The sequence below is a fragment of the Geodermatophilus sp. SYSU D00697 genome, from assembly GCF_054050175.1.
In genome coordinates this window covers 1-16,075 of the sequence record NZ_JBJGYV010000013.1, presented here as the reverse complement: position 1 = coordinate 16,075, position 16,075 = coordinate 1, and the positions used below count along the sequence as shown (strand labels likewise).

The following is a 16,075-nucleotide window of genomic DNA, read 5'->3' as shown; positions in this document are numbered from 1 at the left end:
GGCGAACGGCGACGAACTTCGACGACCACCAGGGGTAGCAGAGCCGATGAGCGCCATCCGGCAGACACCGAGCAAGAGCCTGATGCTGTTCTCCGGCCGGGCCTATCCGGAGCTGGCCGACGAGATCGCCGGGCACCTCGGGGTGACCCCGACGCCCACGGCGGCCTACGAGTTCGCCAACGGCGAGCTGTTCGTCCGCTTCGAGGAGTCGGTACGCGGCTGCGACGCCTTCGTGGTGCAGAGTCACACGGCGCCGATCAACACCTGGCTCATGGAGCAGCTGATCATGGTAGACGCCCTCAAGCGGGCGTCGGCCAAGCGGATCACCGTGGTCGCCCCCTTCTTCCCGTACGCCCGTCAGGACAAGAAGCACCGCGGCCGCGAGCCCATCTCCGCCCGCCTGGTCGCCGACATGTTCAAGACGGCCGGCGCCGACCGGCTGATGACCGTCGACCTGCACACGGCGCAGATCCAGGGCTTCTTCGACGGTCCGGTCGACCACCTGTTCGCCCTCGACCTGCTGGTGTCGCACGTCTGCGAGCGGTGGGGCGACCGGGACATCACCGTCGTCTCGCCGGACTCCGGCCGGGTGCGGGTCGCCGAGCGCTGGACCGACAAGCTCGGCGGCGTCCCGCTGGCCTTCATCCACAAGACCCGCGACCCCATGCGGCCCAACGAGGTCGTCGCCAACCGCGTCGTCGGTGAGGTCGAGGGCCGGGTCTGCATCCTGGTCGACGACATGATCGACACCGGCGGCACCATCGTGAAGGCCGCCGAGACGCTGTTCGACGCCGGTGCCGCCGACGTCATCGTCACCGCGACCCACGGCGTCCTGTCCGGGCCCGCGGTCGACCGGCTCAAGAACAGCCGGGTCAGCGAGGTCATCGTCACCAACACGCTGCCCATCGAGCCGGCCCGCCAGTTCGACAAGCTGACCGTGCTCTCCATCGCCCCGCTGCTGGCCCGGGCGATCAAGGAGGTCTTCGAGGACGGCTCGGTGACGAGCCTCTTCGACGGCGCCAGCTGAGCACACAGGCGTCCACCGCGGCGCGACGAGAGCCGCGGTGTGGTCGCCGGACCCGGGCCGTACCGCGGCTCCGGCGACCACCCGGCGAGGTCGGTGGCCAGGGACGGCGGGCTCGGGGGCTGGGGTACCCTGGGTGAGTTGCCCGGCGAGGGAGACGGTCCGCCGTACTCCGTGATCGACGTGCGTGTGCCCTGCGAGGTGTGCCGCGCCGTGTGCCGGCTCCAGACCTGATCCACCTCCCGAGGAGCACACCACCGTGGCTGACTTCCGCCTCGTCGCCGAGGCCCGCACCGAGTTCGGCAAGGGCAGCGCCCGCCGCACCCGCCGGGCCGGCCGCATCCCCGCCGTCCTCTACGGGCACGGCCAGGACGTCGTGCACCTGTCCCTGCCGGCCCGCGAGTTCGCCGCGGCGCTGCGCAACGGCGGCACCAACGCCCTGCTCACCGTCGTCCTCGACGGCAAGGAGCAGCTGGCCCTCACCAAGTCCGTCCAGCGCGACCCGCTGACCCGCGTCCACGAGCACGTCGACCTGCTGCTGGTCAACCGCGGCGAGCGGACCACCGTCGACGTCCCGATCGTCGTCGTCGGTGAGCCCGGGGTCGACGCGATCACCAACCACCAGCTGAACACCGTCTCCCTCGAGGCGGACGCCACGAACCTGCCCGAGACGATCGAGGTCGACGTCACCGGGCACACTGCCGGGCAGAACATCACCGCGGGCGACCTGGTGCTGCCCGCAGGCGTGACCCTCGTGACCGACGCCGAGGCGCTCGTCATCGGCTTCCTCGGCGCGCCCACCGCCGAGGCCCTCGAGGCCGAGCTCGAGTCCGCCGAGGCCGAGGCCGGCATCGAGCGCGAGGAGTCCGCGGCACCCGTCGAGGAGGCCACCTCCGAGATCGAGGGCGCCGTCCCGGCTGACGCCGGCGAGAACACCGGCGTCCAGCCCTGAGCACCGCGTCCGGGGACCCCGGGGGCGCCGGCACCGCCGGCGCCCCCGGGGCGTCTCCGTCCGAGGGGCCCTTCCTCGTCGTCGGGCTGGGCAACCCCGGGCCCTCCTACGCCGGCAACCGGCACAACGTCGGCGCGATGGTGCTCGACGAGCTCGCCGCCCGCGCCGGGGTGAAGCTCTCCCCGGGCAAGGGCAAGCGGGCGCGGACGCTGATCGGCGAGGGCCGCCTGGCCGGCCGCCGGGTCGTGCTGGCCCGCCCGACCAGCTACATGAACGAGTCCGGTGGCCCCGTTCGTGGCCTGCTGGACTACCACTCCATCCCGGCCACCGACCTCGTGGTCCTGCACGACGAGCTGGACATCCCCTTCGCCAGCGTGCGGCTCAAGCGCGGCGGCGGCGAGGGCGGGCACAACGGGCTGCGGTCGATCACCCGGTCCACCGGCACCAAGGACTACCTGCGGGTGCGCGTCGGCATCGGCCGCCCGCCCGGCCGGCAGGACCCCGCCGACTTCGTCCTCAAGGACTTCTCCGCCACCGAGCGCAAGGAGCTCGACCTGCTCCTCGCCGAGGCGGCCGACGCGACCGAGGAGCTCCTGGTCCGCGGCCTCGAGGCGGCGCAGAACGTCGTCCACCCCCGCAGCTGACCCCGGCACCCCATCCGGTGACACGGTCACCGTGCGTGCTCCCGATCGGGTGAACGGTCACGCTCCGCATTGACCTTCCCGTGACGCCTTGTGATGGTGACGAGGTCGCCGAGCGTCGCGACGGGGGAGAAGTCCTGGTGACACGGGCAGTCCTTCCCCCGCACGCGTGACCGTCGGCTACACACCGTCACGCGTGCTCGGGGGGAACCGTGCTGCTCGACCACTCCAGGATCCGTCTCGGGACGGCGTCGCGTGCGGCGGCCGTCGATGCCGCGCCGCGGATCCGGCCACGCGCCGGCGCGCCGGCCTGGGCGGCCCGGTACTCCCTCGCGCTCACGGTCTTCGAGGTCCTCGCCGCCGCGGTGGCCGGAGGAGCGGTCCTCACCACGCACCCGGGCGCCTTCTCGCCCGCGACGTCGCTGTTCTGGGCCGCGCTCGCCCTCGTCGTCGTCTGGCCGGTGCTCCTGCAGGCCACCGGCGCGCACTCGGAGCGGGTGTTCGGCACCGGTAGTGACGAGTACCGCGCCGTCGGCAAGGCCGGCTTCGTGCTCCTCGCCGTCGCGGGCTTCCTGTCCTACGCCGCCGCCCTCGACCTCAGCCGGGCGCTGGTCGTCGTCGCCGTCCCGGCGCTCACCCTGGCCACCCTCCTGGGCCGCTGGGCCGCGCGCTGCGCCCTGCGCCGCCTGCGCGCCCGCGGCCTGTGCACCAAGCGCGTGGTCGTCGTCGGCCGTGGGTCCGCCGTCCTCGACCTGGTGGGCCAGGTGCGGCGGGAGCAGTTCGCCGGCATGGACGTCGTCGCCGCCTGCGTCACCCCCGGCGACCGGGCCCGCGTGGCCGAGACCTCCGGCGTCCCCGTCGGCGGGCTGGACGAGGTCGTCGCCCTGGCCGGCCGGCTCGGCGCGGACACCATCGCGGTCACCTCGGCCAGCGAGACCGCCGCCCAGTACCTCCGGCAGCTGTCGTGGCAGCTCGAGGGCACCGGCATCGAGCTGCTCGTCGCCCCGGGCCTGATCGAGGTCGCCGGGCCGCGGCTGCACATCCGGCCGCTGGAGGGGCTGCCGCTGCTCTCGGTCGAGCAGCCGCGGTTCGAGGGCTGGCGCCGGGTGGTCAAGGGCGGCCTGGACCGTGTGGCCGCCGCGGGCGCGCTGGTCCTCATCGCCCCGGTGCTGCTCGCCATCGCCGTCGCGATCAAGCTGACCAGCCCCGGCCCCGTCCTCTACCGCCAGGAGCGGGTGGGGGTGAACGGCCGGTCGTTCACCATGCTCAAGTTCCGCAGCATGGTCGTCGACGCCGACCGCCAGGTGGACGCGCTGCGGGCGGAGAACATCTCCGACGGCCTGCTGTTCAAGATGCGGGTCGACCCGCGCGTCACCCCGGTGGGCCGGCTGCTGCGGCGGTTGTCGCTCGACGAGCTGCCCCAGCTGTTCAACGTCCTGGGCGGCTCCATGTCCCTGGTCGGGCCGCGCCCGCCGCTGCCCGGCGAGGTGGCCCGCTACGACACCTCGGTGCACCGCCGGCTGCTGGTGAAGCCCGGCCTGACCGGCCTGTGGCAGGTGTCCGGCCGCAGCGACCTGCCGTGGGAGGAGGCCGTCCGCCTCGACCTCCGCTACGTGGAGAACTGGTCGCTGGCGATGGACCTGCTCATCCTCACCAAGACGTTGCGCGCCGTCCTCAGCCGTTCCGGCGCCTACTGACCGTCACTGCCCTCCTCCCGGGTGACCCGTGGGGGTGAGGGCGTCCGCTCTGCACTCCCGTCGGCGGCCCGAGCCGACGAACCTCACTGGGAGCGACGGCACGAGTGCGTCCCGCACCGCGTGCCGTTCGCTCGGACGCCGAGGAACGGAGAACCCGTGGACCGCTTGAGCATCGCCCTCGTGGGCACGCGCGGTGTCCCCGCGCGCTACGGGGGCTTCGAGACCGCCGTGGAGGAGGTCGGCCGCCGCCTGGCCGAGCGCGGGCACCGGGTCGTCGTCTACTGCCGGACGACGCCCGGCGCCGAGCAGGCCCCGCCGGCCGAGCACCTGGGCATGGAGTTGGTGCACCTGCCCGCCGCGCGGAAGCGCTCGCTGGAGACGCTGAGCCACACCGCGCTGTCGGTGCGGCACCTGCTCACCCACCGCACCGATGCCACGATCGTGTTCAACGCGGCCAACTCCCCGCTCCTGCCGGCGCTGCGCGCCGCCCGGATCCCGGTCGCCACGCACGTGGACGGGCTGGAGTGGAAGCGCGCGAAGTGGGGCCCGGTCGGCCGCCGCTACTACCGGGTGGCCGAGGCGCTCGCCGTCCGCTGGTCCGACGCGCTCATCGCCGACGCCCAGGGCATCGCCGACTACTACCGCGACGCCTTCGCCGCCCCCACCACGCTGCTCAGCTACGGGGCGCCGCTCATCGAGCCCGGCTGTGACCGGCTCGCCGAGGTCGGCCTCGAGCCGCGCGGCTACCACCTGGCGGTCGCCCGCTTCGAGCCGGAGAACCACGTCGACGTGATCGTCGAGGGCTACGCCGCCAGCGCCGCCCGCGAGCCGCTGGTCGTCGTCGGGTCCGCCCCGTACGCCGACGAGTACACCCGCCGGGTGCACGCGCTCGCCGACGGCCGGGTGCGCTTCCTCGGCGGGGTCTGGGACCAGGAGCTGCTCGACCAGCTCTACGCCAACTGCTGCACCTACCTGCACGGTCACTCGGTGGGGGGCACCAACCCCTCGCTGCTGCGCGCCATCGGCGCCGGCGCTGCGGTCACCGCCTTCGACGTCGACTTCAACCGCGAGGTCGTCGCCGACACCGGCCGCTTCTTCCGCACCCCTGCCGACGTCGCCCGCGAGGTCGAGGCCGTGGAGGCCGACCCGGAGGGGACGGCGCGCGCCGGCCAGCGGGCCCGCGAGCTGGCCCGCGGCTACGACTGGGACGAGGTCGCCGCCGGGTACGAGGAGCTGGCCCGCGCACTGGCCACCCGCCGCTTCCCCCGGCGCCGGCCCTCCGGGCGGCGCCGCGCGGCCGCCGCCGACCTCCCCGTGCCGGTCAGCCGTCCGCAGCCGGCCGGCGCCGCGCCGCTGCCCCGGCCGGCTCCCGCCCCGGTGGCCGAGGACCTCCTGGCGGGCCGGCAGTGACCGCGACCGCCGAACGCCCGGTCCGCCCGGCGGGGGAGAGCCTGCGCGCGACCGTCGCCCGGCTGTCGGCCGCGCAGAAGGGGGCCGCGGGCGCGCCCGCGTACTCCCGGTTCGTCAACCGCAAGCTCGGCCGGGTGTTCGCCGCCCTGGCCTTCCACGCCGGGCTCACCCCGAACGCGGTCACCGGCATCAGCGCCGCGTTCACCGCCACCGGGATCGCGCTGCTCGCCCTCGCCCCGCCGTCCTGGACGACCGGTGCCGCCGTCACGGCCTGCCTGCTGGTCGGGTACGCGCTCGACTCGGCGGACGGGCAGCTGGCCCGGCTGCGCGGCGGCGGTTCCCCGGCGGGGGAGTGGCTCGACCACATGGTGGACGCGGTCAAGTTGCTGAGCCTGCACCTCGCCGTCCTGGTCGGGCTCGCCCGGTCCGAGGCCGTCGGGACCGGCGCGCTGCTGCTCCTCCCGATCGGCTACTGCATCGCCGACGGCGCCCTCTTCTTCGCGATGATGCTCAACGAGGCGCTGCGCGCCCAGCACGGCGTCGCGACGCGCGCCCAGCCCTCCGGCGCCAGCCCGGGGCTGCGGCGGTCGCTGGTGAACCTGCCGACCGACTACGGGGTGCTCTGCCTGGCCTTCCTGCTGCTCGGGGCGCCGACGGCGTTCCTGGCCGGGTACGGCGTGCTGCTCCTCGCCACGGTGGCGCACCTGGGGATCGGATCGGTCAAGTGGTATCGAGAGATGGGCAGGTTGCCGCGATGAGTTCCCCTGACGACAGCCGGCCGGTGCCGTCGCGCCGGCGCGAGGTGATCGGCGGCGCGCTCGCGGCGCTGGTCATGCTGGCCGTGGTCGTCCTCGGCCTGACGCTGCGCGGGAGCGACGGGGGAGGCGGGGACGTGGCGGCGGCCGGGACGGCGACGTCGGCTCCCGCCAGCAGCTCCGCCGCGCAGCCTCCTGCCGCCGCTGCGGAGGAGCCCGCGGCGGGGACGCCGGAGCAGGCTCCGCCGACCGGCGACGCATCCGTGCTGCCGCCCGCCCTCCCGGCGGTCGCCTTCGACCAGGAGGCATCGGGGGAGGACGGCGTCCGCGCCCGGGTGGTGTCCCTCGACGCGATCGACGGCACCGCGCAGGGCCCGGGCAACGTCGCCGGCCCCGCGCTGCGCGCCACCGTGCAGCTGGTCAACGAGACCAGCGAGCCCCTGGAGCTGGACCTCGTGGCCGTCAACCTGACGCACGGCCCGGACGGGACGCCCGCCCCGCCGCTGCAGGACGCCTCGCGGGCGCCGTTCACGAGCACCCTGGCACCGGGGGACAGCGCCGAGGGCGTGTACGTCTTCACCGTGCCCGAGGGCGCCCGCGACGTCGTGACCCTCACCGTCGGCTATCGGGCCGACGCCCCGTTCCTGGTCTTCACCGGATCGGCCGGCTGACGCTCCCCGACTCCCCAACTCCACCCGCAGGGCCCCGGCGACCGCCGGGGCCCTGCGGGCGTTCGGGCTCGGCCCGCTCTCACCCAGAGTGATGAACGACGGAGCGTGATCGGTGCCGACCAGGCATTCGTCACCGGATCAGGGGATGCCGGACCCCTTCTCGTCACGCTTAGTGTTCGCCCGCTGGTCCGTGGAGACCGGCGATTGTCGTTCTTGGACGAGCGGGGGAACATCGCATGTCTTCACTGTTGGCCGCCTGGAGCAAGTCGCTCCTCGGTGGCCTGCTCAGCCTGCTGCTGGGGGTCGGGGTGATCGCCGCGCCGTCGGCGGAGGCCGACACCGCGCCACTGGACCCGGCCAACCCGGCGACCCCGGCGACCGTGACCGCCGACCCGCTGCCCACCGTGCAGATCAACGGTGTCGCGTGGTCGCAGGTCGTCGTCGGCAACACCGTCTACGTCGCGGGCAGCTTCGACCGGGCCCGCCCGGCCGGCGCCGCGCCCGGCACGCAGGAGGTGGTGCGGAACAACCTGCTGGCCTACGACATCCGCACCGGTGAGCTCGTCACCTCCTTCGCGCCGAGCCTCAACGCCCAGGCGCTGACCGTGGCCGCCTCGCCCGACGGGTCGCGCATCTACGTCGGTGGCGACTTCACCGAGGCCGACGGCCAGGCCCGCGCCAACATCGCCGCCTACAGCACGGCGACCGGCCAGCTCATCAGCACCTTCAAGCCGGCGTTCAACAGCCAGGTGACGACGATCGCCGCCACCAACGACAAGGTGTACGCCGGCGGCTGGTTCACCGCCGTCGGCGCGACGCCCCGCCGCAACCTGGCTGCCGTCTCCGCCAGCAACGGCGCGCTGCTGCCGTGGGCACCCGTCCCGGGCCCCGGGCAGGTCGCCTCCCCCGCCACCTCGGTCCTGGCCCTCACGGTCACCAACAACGGCACCCAGGTGGTCGCCGGTGGCCGCTTCGGCACCCTCAACGGCGTCGCCTCCGTCGGCATCGGCGCGCTGGACGCCACCACCGGGGCGACCAGGCCGTTCGCGATCGGCCAGCTGCTCACCAACCAGGGCACCGGCTCGGCCGTCTACAGCCTCACCAACGACGGCACCCACGTCTACGGCACGGCGTACAACTTCCAGAGCCAGGGCAACCTCGAGGGGTCGTTCAAGGTCACCTCGAGCGGTGGCCAGCTGGTGTGGGCCAACGACTGCCGGGGCGACACCTACTCGAGCTTCGTGACCCACGGCGTGCTCTACCAGGCCACGCACGCGCACGACTGCGGCCAGATCGGGAGCTTCCCGGAGCAGAACCCGCGGGTGAACCAGTTCGCCACCGCGCTCAGCCTGTCCGCGACCGGGACGGTCGGCACCCGGACCATGACCAACGCCAACTTCGCCGGCAAGCCCGCGCCCACCGTGCTGCCCTGGTTCCCGACCTTCTACTCGGGCAGCTACACCGGTCAGTTCCAGGCCGGCTGGAGCGTCAGCGGCAACGACCAGTACGTCGTCTACGGCGGTGAGTTCCCCGGCGTGAACGGCAGCGAGCAGCAGGGCCTGGTCCGGTTCGCCGTGTCGGCCCTCGCGCCGAACAAGGTGGCGCCGCGCGCGACCGGGACCTTCGCCCCGACCGTCAGCCTGGTCACCGGCGCGGTCCGCGTGTCCTGGAAGGCCGTGCACGACCGGGACAACGAGAACCTCACCTACCGGGTGTACCGGGACGACGAGGACTCCGCCCCGGTCTGCGAGGTCACCCGGCCGTCACAGTGGTGGAACCTGCCCACCTACGCCTGCTCGGACACCGGCGCCCCCGCGGGGTCGCACCGCTACCTCGTGGTCGCCAGCGACCCGGCCGGCAACGAGCTGGCCTCCACCTGGGCCACCGCCACCGTGGGCGCCGCCAACAGCAGCCCCTCGGGCGCCTACGGCAGCCTGGTCGGGGCCGACGGTGCCACCGCGCACTGGTCGCTCGGTGAGACGTCCGGTGCGACGGCCTACGACCGGGTCGGGACCCGGGACATGACCATCAACGCGGGCGTCACCCGCAACCAGGCCGGCGCCATCGCCGACGGTGGGAAGGCGTTCTCCTTCAACGGCACCACCACCGGCTTCCTGGCGACGGGGACCACCGTCCCCGGCCCGCAGGCCTTCTCGGTCGAGGCGTGGTTCCAGACCACGTCCCGGACCGGCGGGAAGATCGTCGGCTTCGGCAACGCCCGGACCGGTGCGAGCACCCGCTACGACCGGCACGTCTACATGGACACCGCGGGCCGGGTGTGGTTCGGCGTCCACAACGGCACGGCCCAGACCCTCGGGACCACCACTGCCTACAACGACGGCAAGTGGCACCACGTGGTCGGGACGCTCGGCCGCAACGGCATGGCCTTCTACGTCGACGGCGTCCTCGTCGGCCAGAAGGCGAACGTCACCAGCGCACTGCCGATCAGTGGCTACTGGCGCGTGGGTGGCGACACCAGCTGGTCGGGTGCCGCCTGGTTCAACGGCCGCATCGACGAGGTCGCGGTCTACGCGGGTTCGCTCACCGCGGCGCAGGTGAAGGCGCACCGCGACCTCGCTGTGGGCGTCAACGCCGCCCCCACGGCGTCGTTCACCTCCAGTGCCGCGGACCTGGTGGTGTCGGTGGACGGGTCGGCCTCGGCCGACGCCGATGGCCGGGTGGCCTCCTACGCGTGGGAGTTCGGGGACGGCGGGACCGGCACCGGTGCCACCGCCTCGCACACCTACGCCGCGGCCGGCACCTACCAGGTCAAGCTGACCGTCACCGACGAGAAGGGTGCGACCGGCACGGTGACCCGCGCGGTCACGGTGACCGCGCCGCAGCCGCCGGTGGAGGAGCCGCCGGTGCAGGGGGCGCCGTTCGCGGTGGACTCCTTCGGGCGTGAGGTGGCCTCCGGTTGGGGGTCGGCCGAGGTCGGTGGCGCCTGGACGGTCGGGGGCAGCACCGCCGCCGCGCGGGTGGTCGACGGCGCCGGGCAGATCTCCGGTGCGGCCGGCAAGGAGTCGCGGGCCGGGCTGGCCGACGTCGCGCAGCAGGAGGTGGTGGTCCAGGCCGACGTCACCCTGCCGCAGGCGGCCACCGGGGGTGGGGCCTACATCAGCCTCGCCGGGCGGCGGATCGGCACCAGCGACTACCGGGCGACGCTGCGGTTCCAGGCCTCCGGGCTGGTCGACCTGCGGCTGGACCGGTACGTCAACGGCGCCGAGACCGTGCTCCGCACCGTGCGGGTCCCCGGCACCTACGCCGCGGGCACCCCGCTGACCGTGCGGCTGGAGCTGACCGGCGACGGGACGACGACGCTGAAGGCCAAGGCCTGGGCGGCCGGCGCGGCCGAGCCGGCCGACTGGACGGTCACCACGACCGACAGCACCGCCGCCCTGCAGGCCCCGGGCGGGGTCTACCTGGAGACCTACACCGCCTCCACCGCGACGCGGACCCAGGTCTTCCGGATCGACGACCTGCGGGCCCAGGCCCCGGGTGCGGTGCCGGCCCCCGAGGAGCCGCAGAACGCTGCTCCGACGGCGTCGTTCACCTCCAGTGCTGCGGACCTGGTGGTGTCGGTGGACGGGTCGGCCTCGGCCGACGCCGATGGCCGGGTGGCCTCCTACGCGTGGGAGTTCGGGGACGGCGGGACCGGCACCGGTGCCACCGCCTCGCACACCTACGCCGCGGCCGGCACCTACCAGGTCGAGCTGACCGTCACCGACGAGAAGGGTGCGACCGGCACGGTGACCCGCGCGGTCACGGTGACCGCGCCGCAGCCGCCGGTGGAGGAGCCGCAGAACGCTGCTCCGACGGCGTCGTTCACCTCCAGTGCTGCGGACCTGGTGGTGTCGGTGGACGGGTCGGCCTCGGCCGACGCCGATGGCCGGGTGGCCTCCTACGCGTGGGAGTTCGGGGACGGCGGGACCGGCACCGGTGCCACCGCCTCGCACACCTACGCCGCGGCCGGCACCTACCAGGTCAAGCTGACCGTCATCGACGAGAAGGGTGCGACCGGCACGGTGACCCGCGCGGTCACGGTGACCGCGCCGCAGCCGCCGGTGGAGGAGCCGCCGGTGCAGGGGGCGCCGTTCGCGGTGGACTCCTTCGGGCGTGAGGTGGCCTCCGGTTGGGGGTCGGCCGAGGTCGGTGGCGCCTGGACGGTCGGGGGCAGCACCGCCGCCGCGCGGGTGGTCGACGGCGCCGGGCAGATCTCCGGTGCGGCCGGCAAGGAGTCGCGGGCCGGGCTGGCCGACGTCGCGCAGCAGGAGGTGGCGGTCCAGGCCGACGTCACCCTGCCGCAGGCGGCCACCGGGGGTGGGGCCTACATCAGCCTCGCCGGGCGGCGGATCGGCACCAGCGACTACCGGGCGACGCTGCGGTTCCAGGCCTCCGGGCTGGTCGACCTGCGGCTGGACCGGTACGTCAACGGCGCCGAGACCGTGCTGGGGTCGGTCCGGCTGCCGGGCACCTACACGCCCGGCAGCGCGATCACCGTGCGGCTGGAGCTGACCGGCGACGGGACGACGACGCTGAAGGCCAAGGCCTGGACGGCCGGCACGGCCGAGCCGGCCGACTGGACGCTGACCCGCACCGACAGCACCGCCGCCCTGCAGGCCCCGGGCGGGGTCTACCTGGAGACCTACACCGCCTCCACCGCGACGCGGACCCAGGTCTTCCGGATCGACGACCTGTGGGCCGGCGCGGCGGGGGAGACCCCGGCGGTCCGCTGACCCGGTCGCGGTCCTCACCCCTCACCCCCGGCGGGCTCCCCGCCGGGGGTGAGGTCGTCCCGGGGTCACCCCGTCGGGGGACGACGGGGGGCGCCCCGCACCGCACGATCGACCAGCCCGGCCGTCGGCACGGCCGGGGAGGGGGGAACAGCAGCATGAGCCCATCGGCGGCAGCATCCCGCGGAGGGTCCCGGGAGCGGACCGCGCCGGACCGACCACCCGCACCCTCGGGTGGGGACGTCCTCGGCATCGTCGTCGTGTCGTACGGCTCGGCGGACCTCCTGCGGCGCACGCTGGCGACCGCGGGCCTCGGGCGGGACGGCGTGCACGTCGTCGTGGTCGACAACTTCTCCTCGGCGGAGAACCGGCGCGACATCGAGGAGCTCGGCGCGGCGCAGGGCTGGCACGTCGTCGGCATGCCGGACAACCGCGGGTTCGGCGCCGCCTGCAACGCCGGCGTCGCCGCCGCGCGCGAGCTGGGCTGCCGGACCTTCCTCTTCCTCAACCCCGACGCCGTCATCACCCCGTCCGTCGTCGCCGAGCTGCGGGCGCACAGCACACGGGAGCCCCTGGCGCTGATCAGCCCCCTGCTGGTCGACTCCGCCGGGCGCACGGTCTTCCGCAAGGCCCGGACCGACCTGCGCGACGGGCGGATCCGCAGCGTGCCCGCGGGCACCGACGGGCCCCCGGACCCGGGGGACTGGCTGTGCGGCGCGTGCGTGGTCGTCCACGACGAGCTGCTGGCCCGCATCGGCGGCTTCGACGAGGGCTACTTCCTCTACTGGGAGGACGTCGACCTCGGCTACCGGGCGGTCGCCGTCGGCGGCTCGGTGGTCCTGCGGGAGGACCTGGTCGCCGTCCACGACGAGGGCGGTACCCACGACGACGGGCGCCGCGGCCAGGCGAAGTCGGCGCTCTACTACCGCTACAACTGCCGCAACCGGCTGCTGTTCGCCGCGCGCCACCTCGGGCGCCGCCGGCTGCTGCGCTGGGTGCTCACCACCCCGGCGGTCAGCTGGGAGATCCTGCTCCGCGGCGGACGGCGCCAGCTCGTGCACTCGCCCCGGCTGCTGTGGGCGGCGGTGTCGGGTTCCCTGGCCGGCGTCCTCCTGGTCCTCGGTGCCCTGGTCGGGCGGTCTCCCCACCGGTCGGCGCGGCCGTCGGTCCTGCTCGTGCACCCCGGTGCTGAGCTGTACGGCTCGGACCGCGTGTTCCTGGAGTCGGTCACGGCCCTCGTGCCCGGTGCCGACGTGGTGGTGGCCCTGCCCGGCCCCGGCCCGCTGGTGGCCGAGCTCGAGCGCCGCGGCGCCCGCGTGGTCGTCCGCCGGATGCCGGTCCTGCGCAAGGCGGTGCTGCGCCCGGCCGGGATGCTGCGGCTGGTGCGCGACGCCGTCCTCGGGCTGGTGCCCGCGCTGACCCTGCTGCGGCGGGCCGGGCGGGACGGCGTCTACGTCAGCACGACGATCCTGCCGACCTGGCTGCTGCTCGCCCGGGTGGCCCGCCGCCGCGTGGTCTGCCACGTGCACGAGGCGGAGTGGCCGGGCCCGGCCGCGCTGCACCGGGTGCTGCTCCGGCCGCTGCTGGCCGCCTCCACCGTGGTGGCCAACAGCCGGTTCACCCGCGACGTGCTGACCGGCCTGCTGCCCGCGCTCGCCGACCGGACGACCGTGGTGCCCAACCCGGTCCCCGGACCGGCCGCGCCCGAGCCCGCCCGCGCCGACCTCGACGGTCCGGTGCGGCTGCTGTTCGTCGGCCGGCTCTCCCCGCGCAAGGGACCCGACGTCGCGATCGCCACGCTGCGGGAGCTGCTCGCCCGCGGGGTCGATGCCCGCCTGTCGCTGCTCGGCTCGGTCTTCGCGGGCTACGAGTGGTTCGAGGAGGAGCTGCGGGCGACGGTGGCCGCCGACGGGCTGGCCGACCGGGTCGAGTTCCTCGGGTTCCGCCCCGCCGTCGGGCCGGTCCTCGAGCAGGCCGACGTGGTGCTCGTCCCGTCGCTGCTGGACGAGTCCTTCGGCAACACCGCGGTCGAGGCGGTGCTGGCCGCGCGGCCTCCGATCGTCAGCGCGCTCAGCGGCCTGCGCGAGGCGGCCGCCGGATACGACTGCGCACGGGCGGTCGCGCCGGGCCGGCCCGCGCTCTGGGCCGACGCCGTCGAGGCCGTGCTCGCCGACTGGGCGCGGTCCCGGTCGGCGGCGGTGGCCGATGCCGCGGAGGCCCGGCGGCGGCACCACCCCGGCCGCTACCGGCAGCTGCTGGCGCAGGTCGTGCTACCGCGTCCGGACGCCGCGACCGCACCCCCGACGAGCCGAGCCGAGCGAGGAGCACCGGTGCTGGGACGCCTGTCATGAGCCTGCCGACCGCCGTCCCGGCCGCCCCGGCGCAGGCCCGGGACGTCGTGGGCGTCACCATCGCGGTGCCGACGTACCGCCGTCCCGACGACCTGCGGGCGCTGCTGCCGATGCTGCTCGAGCAGGCGGGGGAGGTGGCCGTGGCCTCGGGCGGCCGGTACGCCGTCGATGTGCTCGTGGTGGACAACGACCCCGACGGCGGCGCCGCCGCGACGGTCGCCGGGGTGGGCGCGCCGGGGCTCCGGTACGTCGCCGAGCCGACGCCGGGCATCGCCGCCGTGCGCAACCGCGCCCTGGACGAGGCGGCCGGCTCCCGACTGCTGGCCTTCATCGACGACGACGAGCGGCCGCTGCCCGGGTGGCTGGCCGGCCTGCTGGACACCTGGGCGGACAGCCGGGCCGCGGCCGTGTCCGGCCGGATCCTCGCCGAGTACGCCGGCGAACTGGACCCGTGGATCCGTGCGGGGGAGTTCTTCGTCCGCCGCCGGATGCCCACCGGCACCGCGATCGACGTCGCCGCCTGCGGCAACCTCCTGCTCGACCTGGACCAGGTGCGTGCCGCCGGTGTGCGGTTCGAGTCCGCGCTGGGTCTCGGCGGCGGCGAGGACACGCTCTTCAGCCGGTCCCTGGCCCGCGCCGGCGGAGCGCTGGTGTGGTGCGACGAGTCCGCCGCGGTCGACCAGGTGCCGCTGCACCGGATGACCCGCCCCTGGGTGCTGACCCGCGCCTACAGCCACGGCAACGCGACCGTCCTCATCGCCCTGCGCCTGACCGACGGTGTCGCGGCGCGGCTGGGCGTGCGGGTCCGGGCGGTCGCCGGCGGCCTGCTGCGCGCCCTGTGCGGCACCGCCCGGTGGACCTGGGGCCTGCTGCGCCGGTCGTACCGGCACCAGGCCCGCGGGCTGCGGCTGGTCTGCCGGGGCGCCGGCATGGCGGGGGCTGCCTGCGGGGTGGTCTACGAGGAGTACGCACGATCGGGCCGTCGCTGGCGGCTGCTGAGGGGAGTCGCCCGATGACCGCGCTCGCGACGGCGAGGACGGTGGCCAAGGCCGCCCGGCGCACGGTCCGGCGGGGTGCCGGGACCGTGCTCGGCTCGGCGGTCGAGCTGCGCACCGACGCGCCGCACGTCGTCCTGACCTTCGACGACGGCCCCGAGCCGGGGGGCACCGACCGGGTGCTCCCGGCCCTGGCCGACGCCGGGGCGACCGCGACGTTCTTCGTGCTGCTGACCCGCGTCCGCAAGCACCGCGGCCTGCTCGACGAGGTCGTCGCCGCCGGCCACGAGGTGGCGCTGCACGGCGTGGACCACCGGGCGCTGCCGACCCTGCCACCCGACGAGGTGGCCCGGCTGGTCCGCGCCGGCAAGGCGGAGCTGGAGGACGCGACCGGTCGCCCGGTGCGCTGGTTCCGCCCGCCCTACGGCCGGCAGACGATGCGCAACTGGCGGGCGGTCACCGGCGCCGGGCTCCTCCCGGTGCTGTGGGGGCCCACGACGTGGGACTGGAAGGACGTGTCGGTCGCCGAGCGGGTCGCCAAGGCCCAGCAGGGCATCCGGCCGGGCGCGATCGTGCTCGCCCACGACGGGTTCGCCGGGCCCGAGGACGGCGCCTGTGACGGGCCGCCGCCGGTGCTGGACCGCGGCGAGCTGATCAGCGGCGTCCTCGACGGCTACGCCGATCGGGGGCTCTCGGCCCGCTCGCTGGAGCAGGCGCTGGCCGCCGGCGACCTGGTGCGGGAGACCTGGTTCCCCGGCTGAGCCGGACACCGCGGGAACGGGGGGGGGGGGGGGGCGGGCGCGGCGGGGGGGGGGGGGGGGGGGGGGGGGGGGGGGGGGGCGGGGC

The 16,075-nt window shown here is 75.1% G+C and carries 11 protein-coding genes; all 11 read left to right on the top strand.

Features of this window, described 5'->3' with window-relative positions; translation table 11 throughout:
• Positions 1 to 46 precede the first annotated feature (46 nt).
• Complete coding sequence (locus ACI79C_RS12860) at positions 47 to 1,027, top strand: ribose-phosphate diphosphokinase (RefSeq protein ID WP_456946051.1); 981 nt, start codon at positions 47 to 49, stop codon at positions 1,025 to 1,027.
• A 256-nt stretch (positions 1,028 to 1,283) separates the two neighbouring features.
• The gene (locus ACI79C_RS12855) at positions 1,284 to 1,976 is read left to right on the top strand and encodes a 50S ribosomal protein L25/general stress protein Ctc (protein WP_456946050.1); all 693 of its coding nucleotides are present in this window, start codon (positions 1,284 to 1,286) and stop codon (positions 1,974 to 1,976) included.
• An 86-nt stretch (positions 1,977 to 2,062) separates the two neighbouring features.
• Positions 2,063 to 2,620, top strand: a complete 558-nt coding sequence (pth, locus tag ACI79C_RS12850) for an aminoacyl-tRNA hydrolase (protein WP_456946171.1) — start codon at positions 2,063 to 2,065, stop codon at positions 2,618 to 2,620.
• A 209-nt stretch (positions 2,621 to 2,829) separates the two neighbouring features.
• Complete coding sequence (locus tag ACI79C_RS12845; RefSeq protein ID WP_456946049.1) at positions 2,830 to 4,314, top strand: sugar transferase; 1,485 nt, start codon at positions 2,830 to 2,832, stop codon at positions 4,312 to 4,314.
• Between the two features lie 156 nt (positions 4,315 to 4,470).
• The gene (locus ACI79C_RS12840) at positions 4,471 to 5,724 is read left to right on the top strand and encodes a DUF1972 domain-containing protein (RefSeq protein WP_456946048.1); all 1,254 of its coding nucleotides are present in this window, start codon (positions 4,471 to 4,473) and stop codon (positions 5,722 to 5,724) included.
• Positions 5,721 to 6,482 carry a CDP-alcohol phosphatidyltransferase family protein gene (locus ACI79C_RS12835; protein ID WP_456946047.1) on the top strand — a complete coding sequence of 254 codons (762 nt, stop codon included), beginning with the start codon at positions 5,721 to 5,723 and terminating at the stop codon, positions 6,480 to 6,482. Before ACI79C_RS12840 ends, ACI79C_RS12835 begins: the two co-directional genes overlap by 4 nt.
• A complete protein-coding gene (locus ACI79C_RS12830; protein ID WP_456946046.1) occupies positions 6,479 to 7,150 on the top strand; it encodes a hypothetical protein in 672 nt (223 codons plus the stop codon). Before ACI79C_RS12835 ends, ACI79C_RS12830 begins: the two co-directional genes overlap by 4 nt.
• Before the next feature lie 236 nt (positions 7,151 to 7,386).
• A complete protein-coding gene (locus ACI79C_RS12825; RefSeq protein WP_456946045.1) occupies positions 7,387 to 11,886 on the top strand; it encodes a PKD domain-containing protein in 4,500 nt (1,499 codons plus the stop codon).
• A 257-nt stretch (positions 11,887 to 12,143) separates the two neighbouring features.
• Complete coding sequence (locus ACI79C_RS12820) at positions 12,144 to 14,234, top strand: glycosyltransferase (RefSeq protein ID WP_456946044.1); 2,091 nt, start codon at positions 12,144 to 12,146, stop codon at positions 14,232 to 14,234.
• Positions 14,231 to 15,250 carry a glycosyltransferase family 2 protein gene (locus ACI79C_RS12815; protein ID WP_456946043.1) on the top strand — a complete coding sequence of 340 codons (1,020 nt, stop codon included), beginning with the start codon at positions 14,231 to 14,233 and terminating at the stop codon, positions 15,248 to 15,250. The genes ACI79C_RS12820 and ACI79C_RS12815 overlap by 4 nt, the downstream gene beginning before the upstream one ends.
• Positions 15,247 to 15,990, top strand: a complete 744-nt coding sequence (locus tag ACI79C_RS12810) for a polysaccharide deacetylase family protein (protein WP_456946042.1) — start codon at positions 15,247 to 15,249, stop codon at positions 15,988 to 15,990. The genes ACI79C_RS12815 and ACI79C_RS12810 overlap by 4 nt, the downstream gene beginning before the upstream one ends.
• Positions 15,991 to 16,075 lie beyond the last annotated feature (85 nt).

What these genes read in the sequence shown, in the direction of transcription:
- ACI79C_RS12810 (WP_456946042.1), top strand. Translation starts at nt 15,247, where the DNA reads ATGACCGCGCTCGCGACGGCGAGGACGGTGGCCAAGGCCGCCCGGCGC.
- ACI79C_RS12830 (WP_456946046.1), top strand. Translation starts at nt 6,479, where the DNA reads ATGAGTTCCCCTGACGACAGCCGGCCGGTGCCGTCGCGCCGGCGCGAG.
- ACI79C_RS12825 (WP_456946045.1), top strand. Translation starts at nt 7,387, where the DNA reads ATGTCTTCACTGTTGGCCGCCTGGAGCAAGTCGCTCCTCGGTGGCCTG.
- ACI79C_RS12815 (WP_456946043.1), top strand. Translation starts at nt 14,231, where the DNA reads ATGAGCCTGCCGACCGCCGTCCCGGCCGCCCCGGCGCAGGCCCGGGAC.
- ACI79C_RS12860 (WP_456946051.1), top strand. Translation starts at nt 47, where the DNA reads ATGAGCGCCATCCGGCAGACACCGAGCAAGAGCCTGATGCTGTTCTCC.